General features: G+C 46.6%; 21 protein-coding genes and 1 tRNA gene. 9 read left to right on the top strand and 13 right to left on the bottom strand.

The annotated features are described in order from the left end of the window. The first annotated feature begins 44 nt into the window (after positions 1-44). The 4 genes from JW878_07760 to JW878_07745 all read left to right on the top strand — a co-directional run bounded on the left by JW878_07760 (position 45) and on the right by JW878_07745 (position 7,358). The gene (locus tag JW878_07760; GenBank protein ID MBN1762951.1) at positions 45-1,997 is read left to right on the top strand and encodes a GNAT family N-acetyltransferase; all 1,953 of its coding nucleotides are present in this window, start codon (positions 45-47) and stop codon (positions 1,995-1,997) included. A 531-nt stretch (positions 1,998-2,528) separates the two neighbouring features. Continuing rightward, the gene (locus tag JW878_07755) at positions 2,529-3,662 is read left to right on the top strand and encodes a hypothetical protein (protein MBN1762950.1); all 1,134 of its coding nucleotides are present in this window, start codon (positions 2,529-2,531) and stop codon (positions 3,660-3,662) included. Positions 3,663-3,950: 288 nt separating this feature from the next. Next, positions 3,951-5,411: an AAA family ATPase gene (locus JW878_07750; GenBank protein ID MBN1762949.1), complete on the top strand. Its 1,461-nt coding sequence runs from the start codon at positions 3,951-3,953 to the stop codon at positions 5,409-5,411. A gap of 156 nt (positions 5,412-5,567) precedes the next feature. After that, a complete protein-coding gene (locus JW878_07745) occupies positions 5,568-7,358 on the top strand; it encodes a HEAT repeat domain-containing protein (GenBank protein MBN1762948.1) in 1,791 nt (596 codons plus the stop codon). Positions 7,359-7,574: 216 nt separating this feature from the next. On the opposite strand, the gene JW878_07740 is transcribed toward JW878_07745, so the two are convergent. Next, on the bottom strand, positions 7,575-7,871 hold the full coding sequence (locus JW878_07740; GenBank protein MBN1762947.1) for a F0F1 ATP synthase subunit C: 297 nt from the start codon (positions 7,869-7,871) through the stop codon (positions 7,575-7,577). 110 nt (positions 7,872-7,981) lie between these two features. Here JW878_07740 and JW878_07735 point away from each other — a divergent pair, with 110 nt between their 5' ends. The 5 genes from JW878_07735 (at position 7,982) to JW878_07715 (ending at position 13,966) form a co-directional block, all read left to right on the top strand. Beyond that, entirely contained in the window at positions 7,982-8,788 is an 807-nt protein-coding gene (locus JW878_07735) for a CBS domain-containing protein (GenBank protein ID MBN1762946.1), read from the top strand. Positions 8,789-8,922: 134 nt separating this feature from the next. Beyond that, positions 8,923-10,578 (top strand): ATP-dependent DNA ligase, encoded by a 1,656-nt coding sequence (locus JW878_07730; protein ID MBN1762945.1) that lies wholly within the window; start codon positions 8,923-8,925, stop codon positions 10,576-10,578. Between the two features lie 190 nt (positions 10,579-10,768). Next, positions 10,769-11,896 (top strand): alanine dehydrogenase, encoded by a 1,128-nt coding sequence (gene ald, locus JW878_07725; protein MBN1762944.1) that lies wholly within the window; start codon positions 10,769-10,771, stop codon positions 11,894-11,896. Positions 11,897-12,100: 204 nt separating this feature from the next. Beyond that, entirely contained in the window at positions 12,101-13,381 is a 1,281-nt protein-coding gene (locus JW878_07720; protein MBN1762943.1) for an OFA family MFS transporter, read from the top strand. Between the two features lie 150 nt (positions 13,382-13,531). After that, positions 13,532-13,966 carry a DUF488 domain-containing protein gene (locus JW878_07715; GenBank protein ID MBN1762942.1) on the top strand — a complete coding sequence of 145 codons (435 nt, stop codon included), beginning with the start codon at positions 13,532-13,534 and terminating at the stop codon, positions 13,964-13,966. 416 nt (positions 13,967-14,382) lie between these two features. On the opposite strand, the gene JW878_07710 is transcribed toward JW878_07715, so the two are convergent. The 12 genes from JW878_07710 to JW878_07655 form a co-directional block, all read right to left on the bottom strand. Then, positions 14,383-15,777 carry a hypothetical protein gene (locus JW878_07710; GenBank protein ID MBN1762941.1) on the bottom strand — a complete coding sequence of 465 codons (1,395 nt, stop codon included), beginning with the start codon at positions 15,775-15,777 and terminating at the stop codon, positions 14,383-14,385. A 48-nt stretch (positions 15,778-15,825) separates the two neighbouring features. Further along, entirely contained in the window at positions 15,826-16,089 is a 264-nt protein-coding gene (locus JW878_07705; protein ID MBN1762940.1) for a hypothetical protein, read from the bottom strand. 204 nt (positions 16,090-16,293) lie between these two features. Beyond that, a complete protein-coding gene (locus JW878_07700; protein MBN1762939.1) occupies positions 16,294-17,247 on the bottom strand; it encodes a hypothetical protein in 954 nt (317 codons plus the stop codon). Between the two features lie 2 nt (positions 17,248-17,249). Further along, positions 17,250-17,786 carry a hypothetical protein gene (locus JW878_07695; protein ID MBN1762938.1) on the bottom strand — a complete coding sequence of 179 codons (537 nt, stop codon included), beginning with the start codon at positions 17,784-17,786 and terminating at the stop codon, positions 17,250-17,252. 2 nt (positions 17,787-17,788) lie between these two features. Then, positions 17,789-20,653 (bottom strand): hypothetical protein, encoded by a 2,865-nt coding sequence (locus JW878_07690; GenBank protein MBN1762937.1) that lies wholly within the window; start codon positions 20,651-20,653, stop codon positions 17,789-17,791. 4 nt (positions 20,654-20,657) lie between these two features. Continuing rightward, a complete protein-coding gene (locus tag JW878_07685; protein MBN1762936.1) occupies positions 20,658-21,383 on the bottom strand; it encodes a hypothetical protein in 726 nt (241 codons plus the stop codon). A 289-nt stretch (positions 21,384-21,672) separates the two neighbouring features. Next, positions 21,673-22,422 (bottom strand): VUT family protein, encoded by a 750-nt coding sequence (locus tag JW878_07680; GenBank protein ID MBN1762935.1) that lies wholly within the window; start codon positions 22,420-22,422, stop codon positions 21,673-21,675. Continuing rightward, positions 22,404-23,603: a tRNA guanosine(34) transglycosylase Tgt gene (tgt, locus tag JW878_07675; protein ID MBN1762934.1), complete on the bottom strand. Its 1,200-nt coding sequence runs from the start codon at positions 23,601-23,603 to the stop codon at positions 22,404-22,406. Before tgt ends, JW878_07680 begins: the two co-directional genes overlap by 19 nt. Before the next feature lie 134 nt (positions 23,604-23,737). After that, positions 23,738-23,812: transfer RNA gene (locus JW878_07670), tRNA-Glu, on the bottom strand. A gap of 89 nt (positions 23,813-23,901) precedes the next feature. Continuing rightward, a complete protein-coding gene (locus tag JW878_07665; protein MBN1762933.1) occupies positions 23,902-25,620 on the bottom strand; it encodes an ABC transporter ATP-binding protein in 1,719 nt (572 codons plus the stop codon). 430 nt (positions 25,621-26,050) lie between these two features. Further along, positions 26,051-26,242: a hypothetical protein gene (locus JW878_07660; protein ID MBN1762932.1), complete on the bottom strand. Its 192-nt coding sequence runs from the start codon at positions 26,240-26,242 to the stop codon at positions 26,051-26,053. Then, entirely contained in the window at positions 26,227-26,673 is a 447-nt protein-coding gene (locus tag JW878_07655) for a YIP1 family protein (GenBank protein ID MBN1762931.1), read from the bottom strand. The genes JW878_07660 and JW878_07655 overlap by 16 nt, the downstream gene beginning before the upstream one ends. Positions 26,674-26,886: the final 213 nt, after the last annotated feature.

Below are 26,886 nucleotides of genomic sequence, written 5' to 3'. Positions count from 1 at the left end.
GAGTGCGTCGAATAGGAATAATGAGGAGCGCGGTGGTGAGGTGAATGAGCCCCGGTAAAAAGAAGCGTGGCGGCACACTGGATGAGATGAAGATCAGGTATCCCGCAAAGTTCGTGACGGAAGAGCAGATCTTCAGTCATGTGCATCGGGGTGCGCACATTTTTATCGGCACCGGCTGCGGCGAGCCGCAGTATCTCGTCCGTGCGCTTATACAGTATGCGGAATCGCATCCGAAGGCGATCTTCGATGCTGAAGTATTCCACGTCTGGACGCTTGGTGTCGCACCCTATACGGACGAGAAATTCAGGGATAATTTCCGGCATAACTCGTTCTTCGTCGGCGACAGTACCAGAGAATCGGTGAACAAAGGCTTTGCCGATTACACGCCCATATTCCTGTCTGAGATCCCTGATTTGTTCTATCGCCGGGTTATCCCGATCGACGTCGCGCTCGTGCAGACCTCGCCGCCCGATGAACACGGGTATATGAGCCTGGGCGTGAGTGTGGATATCGTGAAGGCTGCGGTCGAGAAAGCCGCGGTGGTTATCGCGCAGGTCAACTCGTATATGCCGCGGGTGCATGGCGACAGCTTTGTTCACATTGACGATGTGGATTTTATCGTTCCTTATGATGAACCGTTGTTAGAATACAGTGCGGCGGTCGAAGGGGGAATCACCGCGCAGATCGGGAAGTACGTTTCGCGTCTCATCCAGGACGGAGATACCATTCAGGTGGGCTACGGCAGCATACCGAATGCGATTCTGTCGAATCTCCACAAGAAGAAGCATCTGGGCGTGCATACGGAACTGCTGAGTGACGGCCTCGTCGCGTTGCTGAGACAGGGTGTTATTGACAATAGCGAGAAGAGCATCAACCGGGGAAAGACCGTGGCAACGTTCTGTATGGGCAAAAAGGCGACCTACGAGTATCTCCACGATCATCCTGCTATCGAGTTCAGAACGGTGGACTATACGAACAATCCGCTGATCATCGCGCAGCATAACAACATGACGGCGATCAACAGTGCGCTTGAGATCGACCTGACGGGGCAGGCGACGGCGGAATCCATCGGAAAGGTATTTTACAGTGGGATCGGCGGTCAGGCGAATTTTATGCGCGGCGCGGTTTTAGCGCGAAACGGGAAGACGATACTAACGCTCCGGTCAACCGCAGCGGACGGCACCGTCTCACGGATCGTGCCCTTCCTCAAAGAAGGTGCCAGTGTCACGCTGAACAGGGGCGACATCCAGTATGTCGTGACCGAGTACGGGATCGCGTATCTGCACGGTAAGAACATCAGAGAACGCGCCATGGGCTTGATCGCGATCGCGCACCCGAAATTCAGACCGTGGCTGATAGAAGAGGCGAAGAAACTGAACATTATCTTCAGCGATCAGGCGTTTATATCAGGTGCACGCGGCGAGTACCCGGAAGACCTGGAGACCTACCGAACCACCAAGACCGGCCTTGAGCTCAAGCTGAGACCGGTGAAGATAAGTGACGAGCCGCTCTTGAAGGATTTCTTCTATTCTCTCTCGGACGATACGCTCTATCACCGGTTCATCTCATCGCGGAAAGATATGCCGCACGATCGGCTACAGGAATTTGTGATCATTGATTATTCGAAGCAGATGGTGATCCTGGCGGTGCTGGAGGAGGAGGAGGATAAGGAAGAGCTCGTGGGCATCGGACAGTATGCGATCAACGAGACGGCGTACACTGCGGATGTTGCCTTCGCCGTACGTGACGATTATCATAGCCAGGGGATCGGCACGGAGCTGTTGTCGTATCTCACGTATCTGGCGAAGAAGCAGGGCCTTCTCGGGTTCACTGCGGACGTGCTGATGGATAACAAGGCGATGCTCCGGGTCTTCGAGAAGGCGGGCTTTTATACGGAGAAGCGAGGCGTGGAAGGCGTGTACGAACTGAAGATGCTGTTCTGGAAGGGGTTATGGCCAATGCTGCTCCGGGGGTTCCTGGACGGAACACCGCTGTGACGTCTGACGTCGCTTGCGATTACGAAACGGAAGGTTCCAAAGGATTTAGAGGGAGAGATTGCGCTACACCAGCACCCCAAAACTTATGCGCAAAACCAGAGGGGGCACCTCATAAAGGGTTTGAATGTGTGGGGATTTAAGTTGTAACCAAAGCGTGGTAATTTGACTATTCAAAGATATAAGCAGTGAGAAAAAGATTGATAGACCGAAAATTTTTTAAGCTCAAATTAATAATTGCTCAATAAATACCCTTTCGTCAGATAGGGGAGAAGGATAAAAGATTGGATAAAATGGAAAAAAGAGAAGAAGAAATATTCCGGGCTATCCACCATGACAATGTACCCGATTTTTTTGAATCACTAGGGTTATCTGAAAAATTAGCGCAAGGAGAAATTCACTGTATTATTTGTGACGAGACAATAACGCTCGAAAACTTTAGGGCAGTCGCCCGCAAATCAGACAATTTATTGTTTTGTTGCAACAGAGAATCGTGTATTCTAGAACTCGCAGCGTATTTAAGGAGCGCTGAACATGATATCTGAATTAATAACATTTATTGATTTGATACTCGATTACGGTCTATGGGGCCTTTTTGTAGTTTTTATTCTTGTTATTGGCTGGTTAATGTGGATACTAATCGATGTAGATCGTAGTTCGACATGGCGTTCAAAATATTATTGGGTAAAATATAAGTTATTCGGAGATAGCGATGCCGAGAAAAAATTTATTGAAAATCACGTTAACAGTCGTATCAATCTTGCTCGCCGTGCCATGCCTTTTGGGAATGAATACTTACCTAAAGCTATAAAGATAAACTGGTTTGAAGGGGGGGCTGGACAAGCAACAAGTATCGAAAATAATGAGATTATTGTGCGACTCGATCCGGCCGAATTACAAGAAAGGAACGTGGTACTACTTACTACTGCTTTAGTTGAAAAAACCGCTCTTGTTGGGATTAGACACATCCTAGACGAACCGCTAGAACGTTCAATTGACATGAATCTTATTAAAAGCTTAATCGAGGAAATTGGAGATAAAAGGATACTGGATTGGTATTTACGTAACGAATATCAGCCTAACATTACCAAATCGACCGACATTAAAAAATGGAACGAAAAAATTGTTGAAATTAATGACAGAGGTCTTTTTACGAGAATGCTACTTGTAGAACTTGACGAATATTCGAGAAAAACCGCAGGAAAACCTTATTCTCGTGAAATGTCCGCTGAGATATCTGGATTGATTAATTTTTTATATAAAATAACAACTGCTTCTAGCCAAAAACCCCCCTTGGATTACATAACCCGGAATATTAAAATAGGGGTTATACTTGTTGGAAAGACAAGTAAGATTCTTTCTGATATAAACCGATATCTAATAGCCTTCGCATATAAAATGGATAGGCAATTGACTTCGGTATATGTACTCGTGTGGGATAAGGAAGTTTTAGGTAAAGTTGATCCACAAGCTTACGAAGAGTTTGTTGAGCGGACAGAAAGCTTAGATGAAAGAATTCAGACGACTTTTAAAGTTAAAAAGGATTTTGAAATCAAAAAATACGAATTCATTGATTCCCAAGGGAATAAGCGAACTGGAAAAATTACACATTACTCTCCGAGATATGAAGGTAACAAAATAGTTGAAGTACATCCCCACGGCTATTAATATCCTTCGGCTAATGCAGTCTGATCACTACCCATACTTAACTAATTTTTGTCAAGTTGGCTTGTGATTAATCGAAATTCTCTTCGCCTATCCAAACCTGCCAAACTAAGAACCCGAAACGGCTGGAAGAAGCATCTCAACCAAAAAACCGGACAGGTAACTCGTCTTGTCCAAACTACCACTTTTGAGCGCCATACATGCGGAATCATTCTGCATGAAGTGCAGCGCACTTTGTCCGACAGACAGATTTTATAATAGTGCCGAACCATGTATGTATACACACGTACGATGATTAGTAGAATTCCACCGGAATTGAGGGCGGCGCTAGCGCCGGGTGCGGGCTATTCGCTGCTGTTGAAGGGCATGCCTGGCACGGGGAAGACGATGCTCGCTTTCGAGATCCTCAACGAGTTCGGCGGCGAGAACGCCGTTTATCTCTCGACGCGGGTCTCATTGCCCGCGCTGTACACGCAATTGCCCTGGCTGGAAGCACGTGCAGACATGATCAGCGTGATCGACGCAACGAAGCTGTATCCGTCACAGAAAGGCTTTTCTGGCTTACGGTCCTTCTCGGACGTGCTGTACGAGAAATTGGGCGAGGCGGAAAAAACCGCGACGCTCGTCATTGATAGCTGGGAAGCGATAACCTCGGAAGAGAAGGAGGAGAAGATCGAGGAACTGGAAGCGGCGATCACCAGCATGGTACGGCAATACGCCATGCAATACAAAATGAATTTGATACTCATATCCGAACGAACCGGCACGACCCGGCTCGATTACCTCGTTGACGGCATCATCGAGATGAGCCGCATAGCCGTAGATAACCGGCGAGGCCGGGAAATGCTGTTAGAGAAGCTACGGGGCGTCCGCGTAGACCAGCACCACTACGGCTTTACGTTAGATGACGGCCGATTCCGCTATTTCCCGCCATTCGAGCGGCGGCGAGTGGAGAAGCCGAGACGCGTGGAGACGATACCGAATACCGCCACGCATCTCTCGACCGGGTGTGTGGAATTAGATGCGATTCTGGACGGCGGCTTGAGTAAGGGAAGCACGGCCATTATCGAGTACGGCGACGATTTATCGCTCCTGGGGTACCAATCGATCATCGCGCACATGATTATCAACTGCATCCAGCAAGGGACTCATTGCGTGGTGATCCCGAGCAGTGGCTGGGATGAGCGGCGATTACGGCGCGGTATCGTGCCGTTTGTGAATGAGGAGGACTATCTGAAATATCTTACCGTCTTCGAGATACGAAAGGCAAAGGCCGAGGGCTGTATGTGGTGCGGCGGTGAGGTTGCGAGCACCACGGACGCTGAGGCAGCAGAACGCGAAGAGACGAGAGCGAACGTGAAGGTTCTGGGCGGGCTGTCGATGGATGAAGATTTTCCACTCTTCGCCGATTTCATTACGCATTTAAAACCTCCCGTCATGGTCATTATCGGAACGGACTTGTTAGAGTTCCAGTATCGTTTGAAAACGCTGGGTAACCTCGAGGAAGCGTTGGAGTTATTCTCGTACTGGGTAATGGAATTGCGGGAGGCGGGAAACGTAGGAGTATTTGGCATGCCGAGCGAGAGCGCGCTGAGCTCGGGGCTGGGTCAAATGGTGACCACGCGCTTTAAGCTGGCCGTACTCGATCGGAGTGTGGTCCTCTATTGCAATCGCCCGGACACCAAACTGCATTGCCTTGAGAACGTCATTACCGAAGACACGCTCAGGTTAGCGCTCACGCCATTTGTATGACCACTAAGGTGACCGTCCTCCCGCGCAATATTGATGCTTTATATATCTTTTCAGGTTTTGATAATATTGCAGAAGAGAAGACTATCCAGCATTAGCGTTGGGATGGACTGAAGTTCTGCGTAATGATCGCATAGCATAGATAGGGGGTATAGGAATATGGGGCTATTTTATTTGGTCAAGCTGAACGTGGCAAATGTGGAAGAGATGAAGGAGAAGGGGGATGTTAAGGGCTTAATCAACGCGTTGGAATCCGCGAAGGATCCACGAGTTCGGATGTGCGCAGCACGAGCTCTTGGCGCTTTAAGGGATAAAAGTGCGGGAACGTCCCTCGTTCAGGCTCTAAAGGATGAAGAGAGCGAAGTCCGATATGAAGCAGCAGAGGCTCTTGGAAAGATAAAAAGTGCAAATGCCGCAGAACACCTCGTCCAGGCTCTGAAGGACGAAGAGCGCGACGTTCGAACGAGCGTAGTGGAAGCTCTTACAAGTATAGGAAAACCAGCGGAAGAACACCTCGTCCAGGCTCTGGAAGCTAACGATAGCGATATTCGAATGGGCGCGGCAGCGGCGCTCGACAAACTTGGCTGGCAGCCCGGGAATGATACCGAACGAGTCCAGTACTTACTTGCAAAGAGAGACTGGAACGAATTAACGACCGTGGGCGAAACAGCAGTAGAACCCCTCATTCGGGCTTTGGAGGATGACGACTGGGAAGTTCGAACGAGCGCAGCAGATGCTCTTGGTACGATTGGAGATGCGAGAGCGGTTGAACCGCTCATTCTGGCTTTGCATGACGAATATTGGAATGTTAATAGAGCAGCAGAAAAAACACTTTGCACGATCGGCGAACCGGCGATTGAACCGCTCATTCTGGCTTTGGAGGATGACGACAAGAAGGTTCGAGCGAGCGCAGCAGAAGCTCTTGGGCGGATACCAAATAAACGAGCGTTCGCGTCTCTCGTCCAGGTTCTGAGTGACGAAGACGTCGTGGTCCGAACGAGCGCAGCAGAAGCACTCGAGAAACTAAACTGGCAGCCCGCAGATGATACCGAACGAGTTCAGTACTTACTCGCAAAGAGAGACTGGAAAAGGTTGGCGAGATTAGGCGAGCCAGCAGTAGAGCCCCTTATTCATGCTCTGCGGGATAACGAGAGCGAGGTTCGGAAGCGCGCAGCAGAAGCTCTTGGTGCTATAGGCGATAAAAGAGCAGTAGAGCTGCTCGTTCAGGCTCTGAAGGATGAGTACCGGGATGTTAATAGAAGCGCAGCAGATGCTCTTGGTAAGATCAGAGATGCAAACGCGGTAGAATTGCTCATTCAGGCATTGATTGATGGAAGCGAGGATGTCCGTTGGGGAGCCGCAAGAGCTCTTGGTGCTATAGGCGATAAAAGAGCAGTAGAGCCGCTCATTCAGGCTCTGAAGGATGAGGAGAGCGACGTTCGATACGAAGCAGCAGTGGCTCTTGGTACTCTGGGCGAAGCAGCAGTGGAGTCGCTCATCCAGGCTTTGAAGGACAAAGATAGCTTTGTTCGAAAGAAAGCAGCGGAAGCTCTTGGTACGATCGGAGATGCAAGAGCGATCGAACCGCTTATTCAGGCTTTGCGGGATAAGGATAGTGATGTTCGAAAGGGAGCAGCAGTGACGCTTAACAAACTCGGCTGGAAACCCAGCGACGATACCGAACGGATTCTTTACTTAATTGCGCGGAGAGACTGGAAAGAATTGGCGAGATTAGGAGAACCGGCAGTAACAATCCTCATTCCGCATCTGGAGGACGGCGCTAGTAAAGTTCGTGCGGGAGCAGCAGAAGCCCTTGGAAAGATTGGGGATGGAAGAGCGGTAGGGCCACTCGTTCGCGCCTTAAAGGATGAAAAAGCGCGTCCTTCCCGCCGGCTCACGGTTCAAGAAGCGATGGAAGACGCTTTAGAAACGATCAAGAAGAAAGGGTAGTTTTGGCTTGGCGCCTCTTTCATTCATCATCCGTGAATCTCCTACCCTTAATCTCACCGCCGAATCGTTTTGCGGATAGCGCACACTCTCCTACTGCGCACTCGCACGCACGCAGTAGTTGTACTCGCCTAAGCTAGTTAATACCAAATTCCCGATCGATTTATTTGCATTTAGCTCCGCAGTCTGCGTGTTGCATTGAGCGCTCTGTGCTGTGGCTTATAGCTTTGTCCAGAGCATGAACGCAATCAAAAGCCCGTAGATCGCAATTGCTTCCGCTAGAGCGACGAAGATCAGTACCCGCCCAGATATTTCGGGTTTTTCCGCCGTCGCTCCGGCAGCCGCTACACCGGTAGCCGCTACCGCATATCCCGCACCTAACGCCGAGGCACCCATTGCGATACCCGACGCCAGTGCTATCCAAGACTTATCTGTAATCCCCCCCGCCGCTGCTTCTTCTTGGGCCGTTGCAAGTCCGACACTTACACCCGTGAGTAGCAAAAATACGCAAAGCATAAATGCAAACCGGTAGTTTATCTTTGAAGCCATACCTTTCTCCTCTCTTCGTAGTATGTCAAAAAATATAAATGCTGGAGATATATAAAATAAGTGGTTATTAAGCGAAAATGAAAGTCCGCGAGATAATGACCCGCCCGATCGTCACCGAAGATGAAGACGCACCCGTCATTAAAATAGCGAGGGATATGAAAGAGTTAAACATAGGGAGCGTCGTTATAACGAGGGAGGGCAGTCCCACAGGTATCATTACCGAACGTAACATCGCATTACATGTTCTCTTAAAGGATAGGAAGGCGAGTGAGGTAACGGCCAAAGAGATCATGTCGTTCCCATTGACCACTATAGAGTCGGATGCATCGGTAGAGGAAGCGTGTGATCTCGTAGCAAAGAGCAATATTAAACGGCTGCCGGTGGTTGAAAATGGCGTGCTCATTGGTATTGTAACTCTGAGAAACATCTTAACACGAAAGCCCGAGTATATAAAACGGTTCTATCCGGGGACGCGCACGTTAGCAAGTGGGTGGACGCTCGACAGGCTTGAACGATCTTTTAGCGAGTGCGAAGGGATCTTTGCGGGGAACAACATCAAGCACTGCAAGCAGAAGATGAAAGAAGTATCTGAAGAACTGAGCGATCTTGCGAGTTACTACGTGGACGACAAGGAGTTGAGGGACCTCTATATACGGATGAAAGAGCTCTATCAGGATGTTGATGAAAGCGAAGATGAGGCGGGAATTTCGATGGGAGACCTGAAGAAGCGGTTAGAGGAGATTTTGAGAAAATTCCGCCATACCATGTTCATGCGAAAGCGCCAATCATTCTCCAGCTTCTCCGGGAGTTCCTGGTTACGAGATCTCCGCCGTCAAAAAGAGAAAAAGCGTCGTTTACCCTATAAAAGAACTCGACCGCTGTGAGGGATAGATACGCTGACCTCCGTACGTAAATCTGTACATACATCTCTGAAGAAAGAACGGATCGTGTGTGATTAAAATAGGCGTCGGTCATCCCGAATCTTTTTGTGTGGGCTGCATGTTTATCTAATTACATCATGCTGCTCAGCGAACTTACAGCGGTCTATGAAGCGGTTCGGGGCACGCCGAAGAATCTGGAGAAGATCGCGCTTGTTGCAGGGTTATTGGAAAAGACTCCTTCAGAGCTGTTACCCCACGTCTGTTACATGCTCCGGGGCCGGCTATTCCCGGATTATTCGGCGCAGGAACTCAGGCTCGGGTGGTCGAGCATCTGGGATGCGATTCGATCGGTGACCCACGTATCCGAGGAGGATTTAAAAGCCGCTTACAACCTGTTCGGCGATCTCGGCTCCGCAGTTGAATTGATCTTCAAGGAGAACCCGAAGATTTCAGTAGCGTTAGTTACGGAGCCGCTCACGGTTGAGGACTGCTACAACGCGCTGGCTAAGATCGCCATGCTCAGCGGTAAGGATTCCTCGCGTCGTAAGCGAGCAATTTTGAGGGGGTTACTGAATCAGAGCTCGCCTGAGGAGGCGAAGTTCATCGTGAAGACCATCACCGGTGAGATGCGTTACGGCTTCAAGCAGGGCTTATTGGAGGAAGCGATCGCACAGACATTTTCAGTAGATGTGGAAACGCTCCGAAAGGCGTACATGGTTCGATCGGATATCGGCGAGGTAGCACAGCTCGCAAAAGAGCAGCCGGAGACCTTAAAGGAACTTTCAATTGTACTCGGCCGACCCTTACGACCGATGCTCGCGGAAACTGCGGACAATCTGGAAGAATGCTTCAAGCGCTTCGATAAAGCGCTCTTCGAATACAAATACGATGGCGCACGGCTCAGCATTCACAAGAACCACGAGGTGGTGAATATCTTCACGAGGGAGGCCGACGAGGTGAGTGCCTCGCTTCCTGAGATTGTAGCGGAGATCAGGAAGATTCCGCATTCGTTCATCGTGGACTGCGAGATTATTCCGTTCGAGCACTCGCCGAAAGCGTTCCAGGAACTGATAAAGCGGCTCAGGCGGAAATATCGCGTTGACGAGTTTGCACGGAAGATCCCGGTGAAGCTGTACGTCTTTGACCTGCTGTATCTCGACGGTGAAGCGCTGATTGATACGCCGTTACTAGAGCGGCGCACGCTTTTGAAGACAGTTATTCCGCCGACCGAACGCATAGAAATTGCGACCTGCATGCTGACAAAGAGCAGCGCAGAAGCGCGGATCATGTTCCAGGAAGCGCTTGATAAAGGCTTTGAGGGACTGATGATAAAGAATCCCGACTCACGATATACGCCGGGGAAACGAGGTAACGAATGGTTGAAGCTGAAACCAGAGGCGGAGACGCTGGATCTGGTCGTTGTTGCGGTCGAATACGGTCACGGTAAGCGCGCACATCAGCTCTCGGATTACACCTTTGCCACACGGGACCGCGATGGGACTCTCACGCCGATCGCGAAGGCTTTTGGAGGCTTAAAAGATGCGGAGATCGAAGATATGACAGCGTACTTCAAGGGGATTGCACGCGAGCAGCAGGGCCGGACGTTTACAGTCGAGCCGAAGGTTGTGGTCGAGTTGAAATTCGACGAGATACAGAAGAGCTCGTTATATGAGATAGGCTACGCGCTCCGATTCCCGCGCATCAAGCGGATACGCTGGGACCTCTCGGTCGATGAGATCGATACGATAGAGACGGTAGAAAAGATTTTCGGGCGGCAAAAACGAAGCGCTTAGCTACGATTTTGGGTTGGACGTTTCACTTAAAGTTAGGGGAAATATGTCAGAGGATAGCAACGGAAGCGTATGAGCTGGCGCTCCAGAGTCGCGGCCACCTTTCGCGATCGAGAATCAGAACGGTTTACACATTTTTTGAAATCGCAAGTTTTAAAAGCTCACGAGCCTTCGCCATATTGGTTGTATTGCTATGATCATTGGAATACCGAAGGAGACCAAAATAGGAGAGAATCGGGTGGCAGCCACTCCGTCAGGTGTGGATATGCTGGTTGAGGCAGGGCACAGGGTCCTGGTTGAGAACGGCGCTGGGAACGGCAGTGGCTTCCGTGACGGGGAGTATCAAGCTGCCGGGGCGGAGCTGGTACCGAATGCGGCCGATGCATGGAGTGCCGAGCTGGTGATCAAGATAAAGGAGCCCATCGAGCCCGAGTTTAACTTTTTGCATGCTGATTTGTTGCTTTTTACCTACCTTCATCTCGCCAGCCCAGGGTTAGAGAAGCTCACACGCGCGCTCATGGACAAAGGAGTAACTGCTCTTGCGTACGAGACGGTTCAGTTGCCGGATGGGGCGCTTCCACTGCTCGAGCCGATGAGCGAGGTTTCGGGCAGGATGGCAATGCAGATCGCCGCGCACTATCTCGAGAAGAAGCACGGCGGGCGAGGGATTTTGATCAGCGGCGTCCCGGGCGTTAGTCCGGGCAATGTGGTGATCATCGGCGCTGGCACGGTTGGCTGGAATGCTACGCTGGTCGCACTCGGCATGGGCGCCAATGTGACCGTTATCAACCGCGGTATCACGAGGCTGCGCCATCTCGTCGAGACGCTGGGAACCGCACATGCAGGAAGCCTCACTACGGTTACGTTAAGCTCGCATAGTCTTGAAGAAGCTCTACAGGACGCAGACGTCGTGGTTGGTGCGGTGCTTAGCCCAGGTGAACGGGCTCCAATCCTGGTGAGTCGAGAGATGATCAGGACTATGAAGCCAGGCAGCGTGATCGTGGATATCGACATCGATCAAGGCGGCATCTTCGAGACCGCTCGCCCAACCACCCATGAGGACCCAGTCTACGTCGAAGAGGGAGTCATCCACTATTGTGTTACCAATATACCGGGAGCAGTACCACGCACTTCAACAATAGCCTTAACGAACGCGACCTTGCCTTACGCATTAGACCTGGCCAATCTCGGCTTTATCGAGGTGGTGAAGAGCGATCCTGCGCTGGCTAAGGGTGTGAACGTTTATAACGGTCAGATAACGAACAAGAGAGTAGCTGAGGCACATGGGCTCGCCTATAGGCCGCTGAATAAGCTAATTTAGGTAGAAGAGCGAGATTTCAGCGGCGCTTTCAGGTTATTTACGAGCTTAACGAAGCGATCTTTTTAGCTCAGCATAATCGAGTTCTCTATCTGCCGCCGCTACGCTCGGCTTGGATTTCACACGGATTTTGAGTAGAGGTGCTGTGCGGAGAAAAAGCGGTATTTATATAATAGTAGGTAACCAACATTTTCTGAGGTGTTCACTATGAGATCAGACGATAAGAATGGTAACAGATGGATAATATTGGTTGGAGCGCTCATGCTTCAATTGTGTCTCGGTGCTGTCTACGCCTGGAGTGTGTTCGCCGCCGAGCTGAAGAAGGAAGTAGCGCTTGGCGGGTTTGGGTGGAGCGTAACCGAAACGCAGATTGTTTTCTCAGCAGCACTCGCGACCTTTGCACTCGTCATGGTCGTGGCCGGTAAATGGCAGGATAGGCTCGGGCCTCGAAAGGTAGCACTCGCCGGCGCGCTCGTCCTCGGACTCGGGTACATACTCGCGAGCTTCAATCCGGGCAATTTCCCCTGGGTAGTACTATCGCTGGGGATCATTGCAGGAGCTGGAATCGGTATAGGGTATGTCTGCCCGATTGCGGCTATTGGCAAGTGGTTCCCGGACAAGCTCGGACTGGCAACGGGCATAGCGGTCGCGGGTTTTGGCGCGGGTGCGTTCTTCATATCAGTTTTATCGGGAAAGGGTATAGACATGCCTGGATTAACGGTGGATCTCATCCAATTACTTGAGAACTATGGACTTGGTGGCACACTCCTGATCTGGGGTGTTGTCTTCCTCGCGGTCGGCGGTGTGGGTGCTTTGCTTTTGAGAAACCCGCCGCTTGGCTGGAAGCCAGCTGGTTGGGCGCCACCCTCGAAATCGAGTAGTGCTACCGTGCGGGAGGACTGGCAGCGATCCGATATGATGAAAACGCGACAGTTCTGGATGCTGCTTGCCATGTTCATCTTCGCGGCAGCGGCAGGGCTTATGACCATTGGCATCTTGAAATTGTACGGTATTGATTCTGGTCTCACGGCTGCTGCGGCAGGCACTGCAGTTGGTATCCTCGCGTTATTCAACGGTGCAGGTCGAATCTTCTGGGGCTGGGCTTCGGACAAGATCGGACGAACGATAGCGATGTGCGTCATGTTCTTCCTGCAGGCAGGCATGATGTTCGCGCTCATTTTTCTGGGGCTCGGGTCAACGGTGGAAGGGCTGACCTTAGCCGCGGCCTGGATCGGGTTAATGTTCGGTGGTAATTTCGCCTTATTCCCTGCGGCAACACGGGAGTTCTTTGGTATACAGAACTATGGCGGCAACTATGCCATGGTCTTTTTAGGCTATGGTGTCGCAGGTATTCTAGGCCCGATCGTGGCAGGTCAAGCGAAGGATATCCTGGGCAGCTATGACGTCGCATTCATCATCTGCGGGGTATTGTGTATCCTGGCCGCGGCATTGGCGTTCATAACGAGGGCGCCACACCACTCGATCTAGCTAGCCAGCTTGCGCATAGCAGAGCGTAACTTCATGAACGCCCTCGCATGTCTTCCTACGAAGCGGCGAGCCGCTTGCTGTGAATCACCACTACATTCATGAGGCACAGAGAAAGTGAAACTCTGGACCGTTGGGACGAGTACGAGGAGTATGAAGGAGTTTTTGCACGTGCTCAGAGCGTACCAGATCGAGGTTATCGTGGACGTCAGACGGTTCCCGACGTCCCGCTACCGGCACTTCACACGCGATCGCCTCAAAGAATGCCTGGAGCAGCACGGTATTGAATACTATCATGTAGGACGGCTCGGCGGCTACCGGAAAGGCGGCTATCGCAAGTACATGGAATCGCCGGAATTCGAGCGAGGGTTGGCGTGCGTGGAAGAGCTTGCCGCGTCAAAGCGGGTGGCATTGATGTGCGCGGAGCTGCTCTTCTTCCGGTGCCACCGGCGGTTTATCGCCGATGCGCTTACACAGCGCGGGCACACTGTAATTCACATCGTCGACGACAAGAAGAGCTACGAGCACAGAGGGCTGACAGAAACAACTGCGGATAGAAAGCTGGATGAGTTTTTGGGGAAGGAATAGATTTCTCAAAATGTTGTGTTAAAAAGAGAGTATCGCTATGGATTTAAATACATCTACTAGTTTTTGGAACTGCAGGCACGATCGTGACCTTCTCTGTTAGAGTGAAAAATGGTGAGGTGCTGGGGGTTACCCAGAATTTTGCAGAGCAAATCTGATAGCCCACGATAAATAACACATTTATCTAAAATTCGCTATAAACAAAAAATCGTCAAAACATTCCACTACTCTGATTCTTCATTTTTTTACTTTTTCAAAACCAAATGAAACAAATAAAAAGTAATTACAGCTTCAAAACAGAGATACGCTACAACAAATGAACTAAGACCAAAACAGAAAGTAAGAACATTTAGTCAAAGCTTAAGCAGAAATTGTTGTATATTTTTTATTTAATTCAAACAAAATATACGTTTAATTATTTACAATTCATATACCTCTTCTTCTACCTCTTCAGGTATTTCCTTCCATCTTTTCTTAATTTTTCCTTCCCACTTATTCCAAATAGCTTCCTTTTTACATAATATTTTCAAATCGTTTTTACTATCTATTTTATTGATGATTTTCTCTCGTGTATTCTCATTTAATAAATCCAATTTTAAAAGTTTAGATAATAGGTCCACTCCCCCTTCCTCATCAAAATCTTTTAGACTTTCACTCTCAACCCTTCGTTCCAAATATCCTCTGAGAAGAACAGCCGCTTCTTTAGATTTTTTTATTTCATAGCCATACTTTCTTAAAGTCTCCGAGATTTTAGATGGGGGAATTTTTTGGAGCATTATTCTATCTTTTTCTAAAACAATGTCTCTAATAATTGGTTCTTTCAAAGCAGGTGGAGATATTGAAGGCCGCCCGTTCCTCAATAGCATGGTTTTTATGTTTTCTACCGCAATAAAGGGCTCAAAATGCTCTTCTATCAACTCTAACTTCTGCTCTATGTTGAACTGATTAAGTTGATTTTTTGAGACTTTTTTTTGAGATATGAGTTCCTTTATTATATCCATACGCTCTATTTTCCAGAGAAAAGAAATGTATTCTGGCGGATAGAAATCTACTCGTTCAAGAGCAATTTCAATTATTTCTTCCAGATGTCCTTGTGTATAAAATCGGAAATTTTTTATGATAAAATCATATATATTGGAGTATTTATCTTCTTTTTTTACACAATTTTTCGATATAATTACATCAAAATTCCATTTTTCTACGTTTTCGTCGCTATTAGAAATATAAAAAGAGAATGGATGCTTTTCAAGCATTAAAATATTAGCTGCTAAAAGTCCACTTATTCTAGTTTTGATATTTTTATTCTTAAAGACCACATTCATAAGTGTATATCCTATATCGCTATCGCTTTTGGAGATATTTGGTAAGTTAAATACGAGATTTGCGCTTTCAAAAAACTCAATGAACCCGTTTGTTGTATCATTTATTTCCTCCCTTATCTTGGATTCCGCTTTAGTAAGCCAATTTTCAATTTTTTCGTTACCACCAAATAAACCCTTAAATACACCCACTCTATAACTGGGTCTAACACCTCCACCACCCGTTCTTTCTGAACACTTAAGTGGAGTGGCAAAAAGTATTTGTTTTCCATCAAAAATGAGAAAACAACCGTAGGTATCAAATAAGGAACTTAAAAGCTCTTTTGTATTTGGTTCGATTCCTCTTCTACCTCTTTCGATATAACCCTCAGGGTTTAATACATGTGCCCCCTCGGAAAGTACAATTTGCAACTTTTTTACCTTACTTCCATTAGATGCCTCAGTATTCCCAACATCTAGTTCATGATTTCTAGAAAATGATTTCTCGATTTGCATCTCTGAAAAGCACCCCCCGTCCATATTTTACTTTTTGGCTGCATTATATTAAACCCGATATTCACTCATCCCTTCTCCATACATCAACTTCTCGGGTCGACATTCATCTTTACGTTCCTTCCGCAGCACATGGTTAATCGTCGTTTTCATATTTGCTTCAACTATTTTTACTGGTCCTCGCGGGGATAAGGAGAAAGATGCGGCTCTTCCTATCTTATTTTCATCCTTATCAACCTCTTTATAAGCTTCCCATTTCGTTAACACCCTGTAGACCGACTCCGTCAGATGCCGGGCCGCTGCCTCGATCGCCATCTTACCCCCCCCCCCGATAGGGCCTTTACAAAATCGTCCGGATTTTTCCTATCGTCGGAAAATGATCCTTCTTCATCATTCAACTCCTACCATTCACCTCGCGTAGCGACCATTCCCTTTATGCACATCCTTGTGTACATCTAACATCCCTCCGATCCTCATTTAGTGGTAACCGTTTTTCATGTAGTCATTTTAGAAATCATTTCAAAGCCAATTCATGATTTGTTCCACACCAAATATCTCGTTTATATCTGTATAAGTTTCCCGAGTGGGGATGTCACAGCACCATGGCCTTTCTATGTAGTACGACTCTCTCGGATAAAAGCGCTTACATATCTCGCATTTATAGCCTGCTGAGGGGACTCCAACGCAAAAAACCTTTATTCTATTAAATCTAGCGTTGATCAAGGATTTTGTCCCCGGATACTTCTTAAGATACTCTCTTTCAATAAATTCTAGCCTACTTTTGTAATTGTCTTTATTTACTCCAAAAAGATGCCCTTTACTAATGACTACGGCAACTTTCGAAAATTTTATCTCTTCAATAATTTTGGTAAAAATATTAAGACTCTCATACAAGCCTTCTGTTCCTCCTTCTTGCCAATTTCTTAATTCAGACCCATCAACTAATACGATTAACCGATTAGCGTCAAAAATAGATTTTACGAAAGCAATTTTTACTTTTACTTTAATATCAGCCTTAATTTTTCCCAATTCTTTAGCTTGACTTCTGGAAAACGACTTTTTAAGTATAAAGGAATCTACAAAATCATTCAACTCCTCATTTTTTTCTCTCGCAGAAATATTTGATAAAATTAATTTCAAAGAACCTTTTCTCCCCTTTTTCTCAATGTTGTCATAAATTTCTTTAAGTGCTTCCATTTGTATATCTCCAGCACAATCTACATAAAGAATTTCTTCATCATACAGTCGACTCACTACTGGTATCGATGTAAGATTCCAAATTCGTCTAGGCGTTTCTGGAGGCAATAATTTTTCGCTAATAAAATCGTCTAAAATCTTTAGGATGTCCGTTTCATCTGTTATTTCAGGTTGAAATGTAGTGGACCAAGGGAGCGTATCTGCAACCGAATAACACATGCAAGTAAATGTTGTTTTTCCTGCACTTCTCCTTCCCAGAAGCGCTGTTGTCCCCATAATTATAATTTACTCCTTTTACCTTTTAAAACTAAGTAGCCTACAATTGGAAATATCAAAAGAGAGGAAAAACCACAAATAATCCCCTCAATATCAAGAACTCTGCCGTCTATAAGAACTAACAAATACAATATATACTCAACTGATATGACACACATTACCAAACCATTCGATATTTTTACTAAAATATAATTGTGTACGTAAATAGCGTAGAAAGATGTTACAAGACCTAAAAACAAACCTAGTCCTAATTCAAGTAAATAACCAGAAAAAAAAGGATACCACTTCACTAATGCAAACACTGAAATGGCCAATATAAAGACTCCGAACATCCTTAACCTAATTTCATCACTTTCATAATTCCCCACGCTCAAGCCAATTATAAAACCTAAAATAGGAGTCAAATAATTTAATTTATCCACATTTAGATATGGAATATATCCATATTTGCTATGGAATATGGAGAAAAATAAAATAGAGAGACCCCCGAGAAGCCCCAGCACGATCGCTCGTACCAGATCCCTTTTCGTGAACTTCATTATTAGAGTCCTCTTGAACTCCCTTCTACTAGATTACCTAAACTAATTTCTTTGTATAAACCATCTAATTTCTCTCTTTGTGCATCTTCCGGCATATCAGAAAGTTCTATGACCTCAGTATCAGTAAGGCATCTCTCTCTAACAAAAAATTTCCCTCTCTCTAGATTCGCTGAGTGATGCTTGAGTATACCTATATAACCTTCACGGTTCAGCTTATCAACGTACGCATCGTAGTAACGACTCACATTTATAAGCATTTCTAGAGGAAGAAACATAATCGCTGTAACGAACGATGTATCCCAATTCCCTCCCTGTCTTAAAGGTATTTCGGAGATGTTAGTAGCCGGCACGCTGTAAATATCCCGAATACTTTCGTAGTTTAGATCTGGTCGCAAATTTTCGTTACGAGAAAGCGTAATAATCTTCAAAAAGTTGGGACCAACACTGCGCTTTCTTCCATTAATTTCTCCTGTTACTGTCCCCTTGACACACATGAACTTATTCTCTTCCCTCGTTCCAGGCGTTACCAATTCCCTGAATGAATCTGTTAGTGCCCTTTGGATTTCATCAAAATCTCTACTGCCTTCAAATTCATTAAATAGCGTGATGTCTGAGCTTTCTGTTAAGTTTTTTATAATCCCTGAATCTTTAGGCATAAGCTCTAGCACAAACTCGCCTCTTCTCGCCCCTTCTGAAATTTTGATTACATCTTCCATCTTATTATGCGTTTTTTGCCGTAGGGAATAAACTTTCTCCGAAGGTTCAAGTAAGTCCCATATCTCAGTAGAAAGAGATTGCAACTTTTCGTTAGATTCCTTTTGCGTTATCAGGTCGCCCTTTCTCTTTTTTAATAAATCAAGATTTTTTTCAACGTTCATAGCCCCCATTTCTTGTGAAGCAAATATTTCAAATAAGTTCTCCCTTAACTCGATATCATCCGTTTCTGTGTCTTTCCTAAAATATTTTAGTCTTCTCGCAAAGTCCTCTTTACGTACATTTGCCTTTTCTGCGAGTTTTGGTTTTCTCTTCCTTTTTATGACTTTCAAAATTCTTTTCTCTTTATTGTAATAATTTTCAGTAGCCAATAATCTATAATACTCCGATAGACCTTTCATGTCCTCCTCTAATCTAGATGCCCCCCATTCTCTAAGTCTAATTATTGCTTCTTCAGGATTTATCTCCTTTTTCCATCTGTCTTCGTTTTCTCGCGCATCCATATTAAACAGGATTTCTTTTCTTTCTTTACACTTTTCTAAAAAGTCCTTTATAAACTTAATTTTCTCCAAATTTTGTATTTTACCTTCAATCTCATTTAGTTCACTTTCTATTTTCGTAAGATTTACTTTAAGCGTCTTTATGCTATCCTCTAATTTCATTTTATCCGCCCCTATAGGAATCGATTTAACAACTTTAATGAATATATCCCTTATTGGCAAATCTGGAATGGATTCAATTGCCAAAGCTTGTTCTGTGAAGTTATCTATATTCTTAAGCCATTTTTTAGCAATATTTAAAAGGTCTTTATCTTTTATGGGCAACTCTTCTTCGAGTATGCTAAGTACACTAGCTCTCAACCTTGATAGTTCATCTTCCCATAACTTTTCTTCGATAATGAATTGCTTCATCTTATTTACAATACCATAGTTTGTTGAACGCAGTAATTCAGGAAAGTCACCTTCATAAAAGCAATCTTTAAATTCTTTAAGTCTTTCACTGCTTAGTTCTCCTTTCTCTTCAGTTCTTGAAGTCTGCAATTCAAACCTCTTAATTACCTTATCAATTTTTCCTCTAAGTTTCTCCTCAGTATCACAATATTCCTTTAAAGTTTTTAAAGTTTCTGACACCTTGAAGTCTTTATCTCTCAACTTGTCTGCAGCATATCTTACGCTATATGCGGAAGAAACGACGAATTTTTTAAAAGGTATTTTTGAGAACTCTATGTGACCTTGACCCAAGGATTCATCATCTGTAAAGACACGATCGTATATTCCACAAAAATTGTATGGGAAATTTTCTGAGAAACTTTTGAGTCCTGGGTGAATTCTTATGTCTCCACCTTTATATCCAGAGAGGTCTAACGGTAGGAGTATTGCCAAGTCAATATAATCCTCTTTTTCCTGTTCTAACTCACTCAGAGCAGCATAAGCATTTACCGCCTCAGAACCTCTTTCTTCTCCTGTTGGTAATACAGCAAATAATGTTACAGCACAGTTAGGTATAGAGTTCTTCAACCACTTTGCTAAGTCAAGAAATATACCACTTCCAGTTCCACCTCCAAAGGCGGTTACAATCGCAATGTGCCGACCCGTCCCCATTAATTCTAGATGCCTTGCTTCTTTCGTAGCTAGATAATAATATATAAGAGATTTCGCAAGGAATCTCTTCCTCACAACACCATTAGCAAAACTTGCACTATCGAAGTTGGGATCTACCGTTTTAGCAAAGTTTTTGAGCCCATGGTCTTCATCATCAACCCACCAAACTTCTGTTTTGAGTTTTTCATTTTTTAAAACTGCCGCTTCAAATTTTGGATCCAAAAGCTGAGTGGACATTCCTGGTGCCAAATTTACATATGCATTTTCGTTTAGATTGAAAACCTTTACAGCATAATCATCTTTTCTCTCAAGCACTTTTTTACCTACTTCGTTTATGGTTTTTTTAATTTCTTCCAATTCTTTCCTATCACTAGGCATCTGACTGGTATCACTATCAATAAATCTTATCTTTGTTCCTCCAAATCTACCACCTTGCTGTATATTCTCCTCCCATTTGCTTATTACGTCTTCCACAAACCATTCGCTTTTTAAAAGTTCTTTCACCAGAGTTTTCCCTGTGCCGCCCAATCCTATAACTTCATCAGGATACATTTTTTTATAATCCCTCCTCGTCTTCTTCAGTTTTTGTCACTTTTAAAATACAATAAAACATTAATACTCCAATAGCTAATCCAATAATAAACCACAACCACCAAGTTTTATACCACTCTAATGGTTGAAAGTTTGTTGGAACTTCAGTTAAATTTAAAGCATCAGTGAAAAGACCCTCCTCGAGTAGGGATAATGCAATTGCCTTTAATTGTTCATTTTCTATTGACTCAATCTTTGTTTCACCTTCTCTATAAAATTCCGGTTTTTCAAGCTTGAAAACTCTTTTTGGTTTCTCGAAATCTTCTTGTGTTATTCCCTCATCGTCAATTATAAAGACATGGTAATACAAATATTCTTCATTATTTAGTTTTATCAAGTTACGAGTCCCGAAGGGCTCCCTGTAGTAGGAAGGAGGAGTCGTGCCAGAGATTGTAACGCTAAACTCCGTAGCTGGCGGATTTATAAAAAGGGAGTTACCCTCGGCGTTATAACTCTCGCTTTCCAAATTTTCAGGCAGTAGCAATGGATTTCTCAGATCGGTCATAACTTTTACACCGTAAGGCCTTGGTACACCTGTAACATCAATTTGAAACTTTACAACTTCATCCCCTTCGCACATCCCCTCCAAGATTCCCCGCTCAGAAACATAGATCGCCAAAGTTGTTGGAATAAGCGCTGCAATAACGGTAAGGACAATAAATACTAGCATGAGGTTTTTTAGATTTTTCATCGCATAAACGATTACAAAATTCCTAATATATAAGCTTTTCTATTTTTTCAGAAAAGAATTAGCATAATTACATGTATTAGATTGAACTGCTAGCAATGAGGTCAAAATTCTGGAATTACTCCTGCATGCTTTAAAATGCAAACTTTTCTCTCTCCGTCGGATGCTTCAAATTTTGCTTTTTATGTAAAAAATATTACCATATTATGAGTTATTTCTTAATAAAGTATTTTATTCTGGATTTGGCAATCTACACTAAGAAAAAACGAAATGGACCTTCTTATCTTTCGAGTCACTCATCCTCCCGATAAATCGGCTTCTCCGGTACGAGGTAGATCGTCCAGAAGGCCAGCAGCGTTACAATCGCTTTGACCGTGATATTGGTATAGAACATCTCAGTCATGGCCGTTGTGCTGATGATGCCCGAGAAGGCGATCAGAGGGAAGAGTATGCTGTCAACGGGAATGGAGATGGAATTGGAGACGAAGACCCTGCTCCACTGCGGCCGATTCCTGCCGATGCCCGTGGTCCATAGGTGATAGACGTACGTGTCGATGAGCTCGGCGATGACCATGGTGATGATAGAGCCGAGCACGATCCTGAGCTGGAGCGAGAATAAAGCCTGCCACCAGGCACCACCTTCTGCGGTGTCGATGATGCCGAAGAGGAACTGCCAGGCTGCTTGCCCGCCGGCTTCGGCCCAACTGGGCTCTGCGGGCAGTATCACAACGAGCTGGAAATAGAGCGCGGCAATGAGATTGATCGCCGCAGCCACCCATATGGTGGTGATGGCAGCCTTCGTGCCGAGCTGCTTGTGGATCAGGTCTCGCCAGGTGAACGTAAGGGCATAGATGAACCCCGCATCCATCACGAGCGGGCCGAAATAGGTGACCTTCGTGGCCGCGACGTTGCCGGCAAAGGAGAAGAACAGGTAGAACCCGCAGAGTATGATGATCGCCTGCGTCTTGTCTAATTGTAACAGCGGCTCCCGTTCTCGCATTTTTCTGGTTACCGCTTTCCACGTTAACTTCTTTTCAGCCATTTGCTTTTTAACCTGCTAAAGGTGCCGTTACTGATGGACGCCCGGATCTGCTCCATGAGCTGGAGCATGAAATGAAGGTTGTGCACCGACGCCAGCCGGAAATACGCGAGTTCATTGACCGTGTACAAATGCCGCAGATAGGCCCGTGAGTATCGCTGGCAGGTGGGGCATTCACACCCCGGGTCGATCGGCTGCTCGTCCTCTGCGTACTGCGGTGACTTGATGCCTATCTTGAACTTGTTCTCCTGCGTACCGCCCGATTCGGGCGATATGAGCACGTTACCCCGTCGCGCAAGTCTCGTGGGCGCAACGCAGTCGAAGGTGTCGATCCCGCGCTCCACACACTCGAAGACGTCATCGATCTCGCCGATTCCTAATAGGTGTCGGGGCCGCTCGTCCAGATCGGGAACCACCCACTCCAGAACCTGGTGCATGTCGCTCTTGCAGTTGCCCAGTGAGCCGCCGATTGCAATGCCATCGAAAGGGAGCAATGTGATGAACTCGGTGCTTTCGTGCCGTAAATCCTCAAACCAGCCGCCCTGGATGATACCGTAGATGGCCTGCTTCGTGTCGTGGTATTGCAACGAAAGCGTAGCCCAGTCGTGGGTCCGCTCCATCGCCGTCCGCGTATACTCGTAATCAGAAAGGGGCGAGGTGCATTCGTCGAAAGCCATGATGATGTCCGAGCCGAGGTTTGACTGGATCTGCATCGAGGTCTTGGCGTCCAGAAATCGCCAGATGCCCTGGAACGGGGACTTGAAATGGATGCCCTCGTCTGTTATCTTCGTCAGGTTCTCCCTCTTTTCCTTGACCTCTCGACCCTCCGGAAAGATACTGCCGATCTTGGCTATGTTGTGCTCGCGCCCAAATCCCAGCGAGAACGCCTGGAACCCCGCAGAATCTGAGAATATGGGCCGATTGAAGGCCATAAACTCATGCAAGCCGCCCAGCTTCTTGATGACCTCGTCGCCCGGTTTGAGATGGAGGTAATACGCGTTGGCCAAAACGCACTGGACGTTCAGGGCAGCTAAGTCATCGGAGCCCAGAGCGCGCACTGAGGCCAGCGTGGCGACGGGCACGAAGTACGGCGTTTCGATGCAGCCACGCCGTGTCTTCAGCACGCCCACACGGGCCCTGCTCGTTGTATCTTCTTTGAGAACGGTAAAATCGAGCTCCGTCATCCCTCTCACCCACTAGTTAGTATAATGGAAATGCAACGTGTAAACATTTCCAATAGAACTTAACCAGCTTTTTCCACTTCTGTTCTATTAGATAACGAATCTTTAAATTATCCAGGAGATCGCCAGAAGAGATATGCTCCGCCGGGGATTTGAACCCCGGTCGTGGGCTCGAGAGGCCCAAATGCTTGGCCGAACTACACCAGCGGAGCGTACGTAACCTTGCCCTTCTCCTTTACTCTTCTCTCTTTCTTCTTCTTTCTTACTTGCTTAATAAATTCTTTAGAAAGACAGACTAGACTCATTCCAGCTCTTTATACTTTAGATCCATGAATGTGTCACAGACCGTATCGGCATCGCCGCGCATCACCAAGTTTCCCTCGTCTATCAAGATCGCTTCGTGTGCCAGCTCTCTGATGATGTCAAGCTGATGACTCACCACCAGTATGGTCGTGTCGAACTCGCGATTCAACTCCTTCAGCGCATTCGTTACAATACGCAGTGAAATCGGGTCAATGTCGCCAAAAGGCTCATCTAAGAGCAGAATCTCACAGTTAGAAGCTAAAAGAGCGGCAATTGCTAGTCTTATCTCTTCTCCCATGCTCATTTCCGAAACGAACCGCATTAATATGTCCTCAGGCAAGTTCACCGCTTTAAGGTACGGCTTGGCCGCTTTTAACGTCTCTTCCAATGGTAACCGCGGGAACAACGCATCCAATATATCCAGATCAAGCCCTAACTCGTTTAATCTGCCCTTCGCCTCGTCCTCTGGCATGTCCGCGAGTCGTAACAGCACGTCAAGTGTGACGTCACTTATCCCGTATTCCTTCGCCTTCTCCATCGCCTGCTTTACCAGCTCGAACTTCTTCAGCCCTATCTTCTGCGCAAAGAGGTCCTGAACGAGCTGGTACGGTGGTAATGCGAACTCCTGATGAATAATGCCCAATTTGCTCCGCGCCTCTATCGACCGTTCACCGTATTCCGCGATATTAGCAAAGTCCACCGTCCCGATCCTTATCAGAATATGGCCATTATCCGGCTTCTCGAAGCCGCCCAGTAACCGCATCAATACGGTCTTACCCATTGCAGAAGGACCTATTACTCCCAGTATGTCGCCCTTCGGAATCTTGATATTAATATCTTGCATCTCAATCGTTCGCATCAATGTGCTGGAGGTGATGAGATCGTATTTCTTCCAGGCACCGTCGATCCAGACCATCGTGTGCTTCTCATCTTTTATCGGAGCTAGCGGTTTTACCGGCTCAAGCGGCGCTAAGAACTTCTCGATTATACTTTCCGTATCTCCACCCTCTACGATTCGTCCCTTCTCCATCATGAGCACGCGATCGCAAAGAGTTCTGTGCACGTCCGGCATATGCGAGACGAGCAACATGCTCAAATCCGTTCGCTCTTTCACCCGTTTCAAACTCTCAAGCAGATATTTCCGTGTGATTGGGTCGGACATCGTGCCGGGCTCGTCAAGCAGTAATAATGCGGGCTCTTTCGCAAGCTGACGGGCGAGCAAAACCCGCTGCTTGTCTCCACCACTCAAGATCGGGAAGAGATGATTCCATTTGTCTCGCAGTCCCACGAGATCAAGGATTTTAAACGCCTCCTCTTTCAACTCCTCGTATTCGTCCTCAAACTCCGGGAGCTCTTCATAACCTACCTGTTTCGCTCTCAGTCGTCTTATTACATTGTCAATTACGGAACTACTATAAAGCGAGAACGAGCGCTGAAGATGAAACGCGGTCTTCTCGCGAAGCATTCGGAAATCTGCATAGGGTGAGTCTCGCGTTACGCTCACACCATCGAGCTCGATAACACCATCGTCAAATAGCTCGTAGCCACGAAGCATACGAAGCAACGTTGTCTTACCTGCGCCGCTCCGCCCTATTATCCCCAGAGTCTCGCCCTTCTCCATCTCGAACGACACGTTATCGAGCGCTACTAACTCCTTTCCTATGTTTGATAGCTCATATCGCTTACAAAGCCCCTGAATACGTAATAATGCCCCCATCTTTCATCCCTTCTTGTTCTATAGCTGTGATATGGTTTAGTATATCTCTGCTTCATAAAGTTGTATTGATTCTGTTTTCAAATGACATTTGGTATTCAAATAGTTATATATACGTAAACATCTGCTTAAGTCGTTGTATTTCTTGATTTGCAGTTGATGGCGGTGCAAAGGACATTTTACGAACCCCCTGCCCACTGCGAGCACTGACCACTAGCACCGCACGACTTGGATGCACCATTAAAGCAAAGTGTGGCTGACGATTGATTACTCGCGAGCGAGCCGACGAGCACCACGTACCGAATGGCTGGAATGAAGCTAGCAGAGAACGAAAGGGAGAGTGATGGGCTCTTCAAGTCGACGATAACGTATTCGATGCGTTTACCGTTCAAATAAGCAGCGAAAAGCCGAACACCAAAAAATAATGAGGGGATTAAAATCCCCCAAATCCTGGTCCTACGGGTCCTGGATAGCTCGGTCCTGGCATCGTTGGCCCCAGTGCAGCAAAGAGTATTACGACGATGACTGCGGGTATCAGTATTGCAAGGATCACCGCGAGAGCAGCTTTACCGGTAGAGAGCCCGTGAAGTTGTCGTACGCCGATTATCCCTACGATGAGCACCATATCATTGTGATGACGTTTATGATTGGAATCCATCCCAGGAGCAGGCTCGGCGTATCTCCGTAAATTACCGCCTTTATCGTCTGTACGAGGCCGTTTCTGCCACCCACGAGATAGACCCATAGGTGGAGCCAGAGGCCGCCAATGAAGACGCCTACTATGCCACCAACGAGTAAGCCGATAAAAACGCCTACTGCCAGCGTCGGCCCCATTGCCGCGCCAAAAGGCATCGCCGGTACACCGAACATTCCTAACATTCCCGAGAGCAGCGAGATTGCTACTGCAGCTATGATCGCGGAAAGCACTGCATAGATCACCAAAATGATGACAAAATACGTGAGCGCGTCGCCAAGGGTATCTTCCCTCGAGGCGTCGAAGGTTTCCGAAGGAGTGAACAAGAACCCCTTTATCCGTTCCACTATACTCAAGACCATGGTGTGTCACTAGAAGTGACTAGGGACGTATACCTATAAAAACTTTTCCATTAATTAAATAGCTGTGGAGTCCAGATATTATTTCGTCAGTCCGTGCCTTCGAATGGCATGGTAAAGACGAATGATGAGATCAAATGGCTCATAATCCGTGTGAGTTCCGGATTTTTCACCGTGAAGAAAGCGGCACAGGTTTATGGGGTAACAGAGCGCCGT

Source organism: Methanomicrobia archaeon, from assembly GCA_016930255.1.
In the GTDB taxonomy this organism is placed as follows: Archaea; Halobacteriota; Syntropharchaeia; order Alkanophagales; family Methanospirareceae; genus JACGMN01.
Note: the sequence above shows the minus strand (reverse complement) of the source record. Positions and strands in the feature narration are given on the sequence as shown.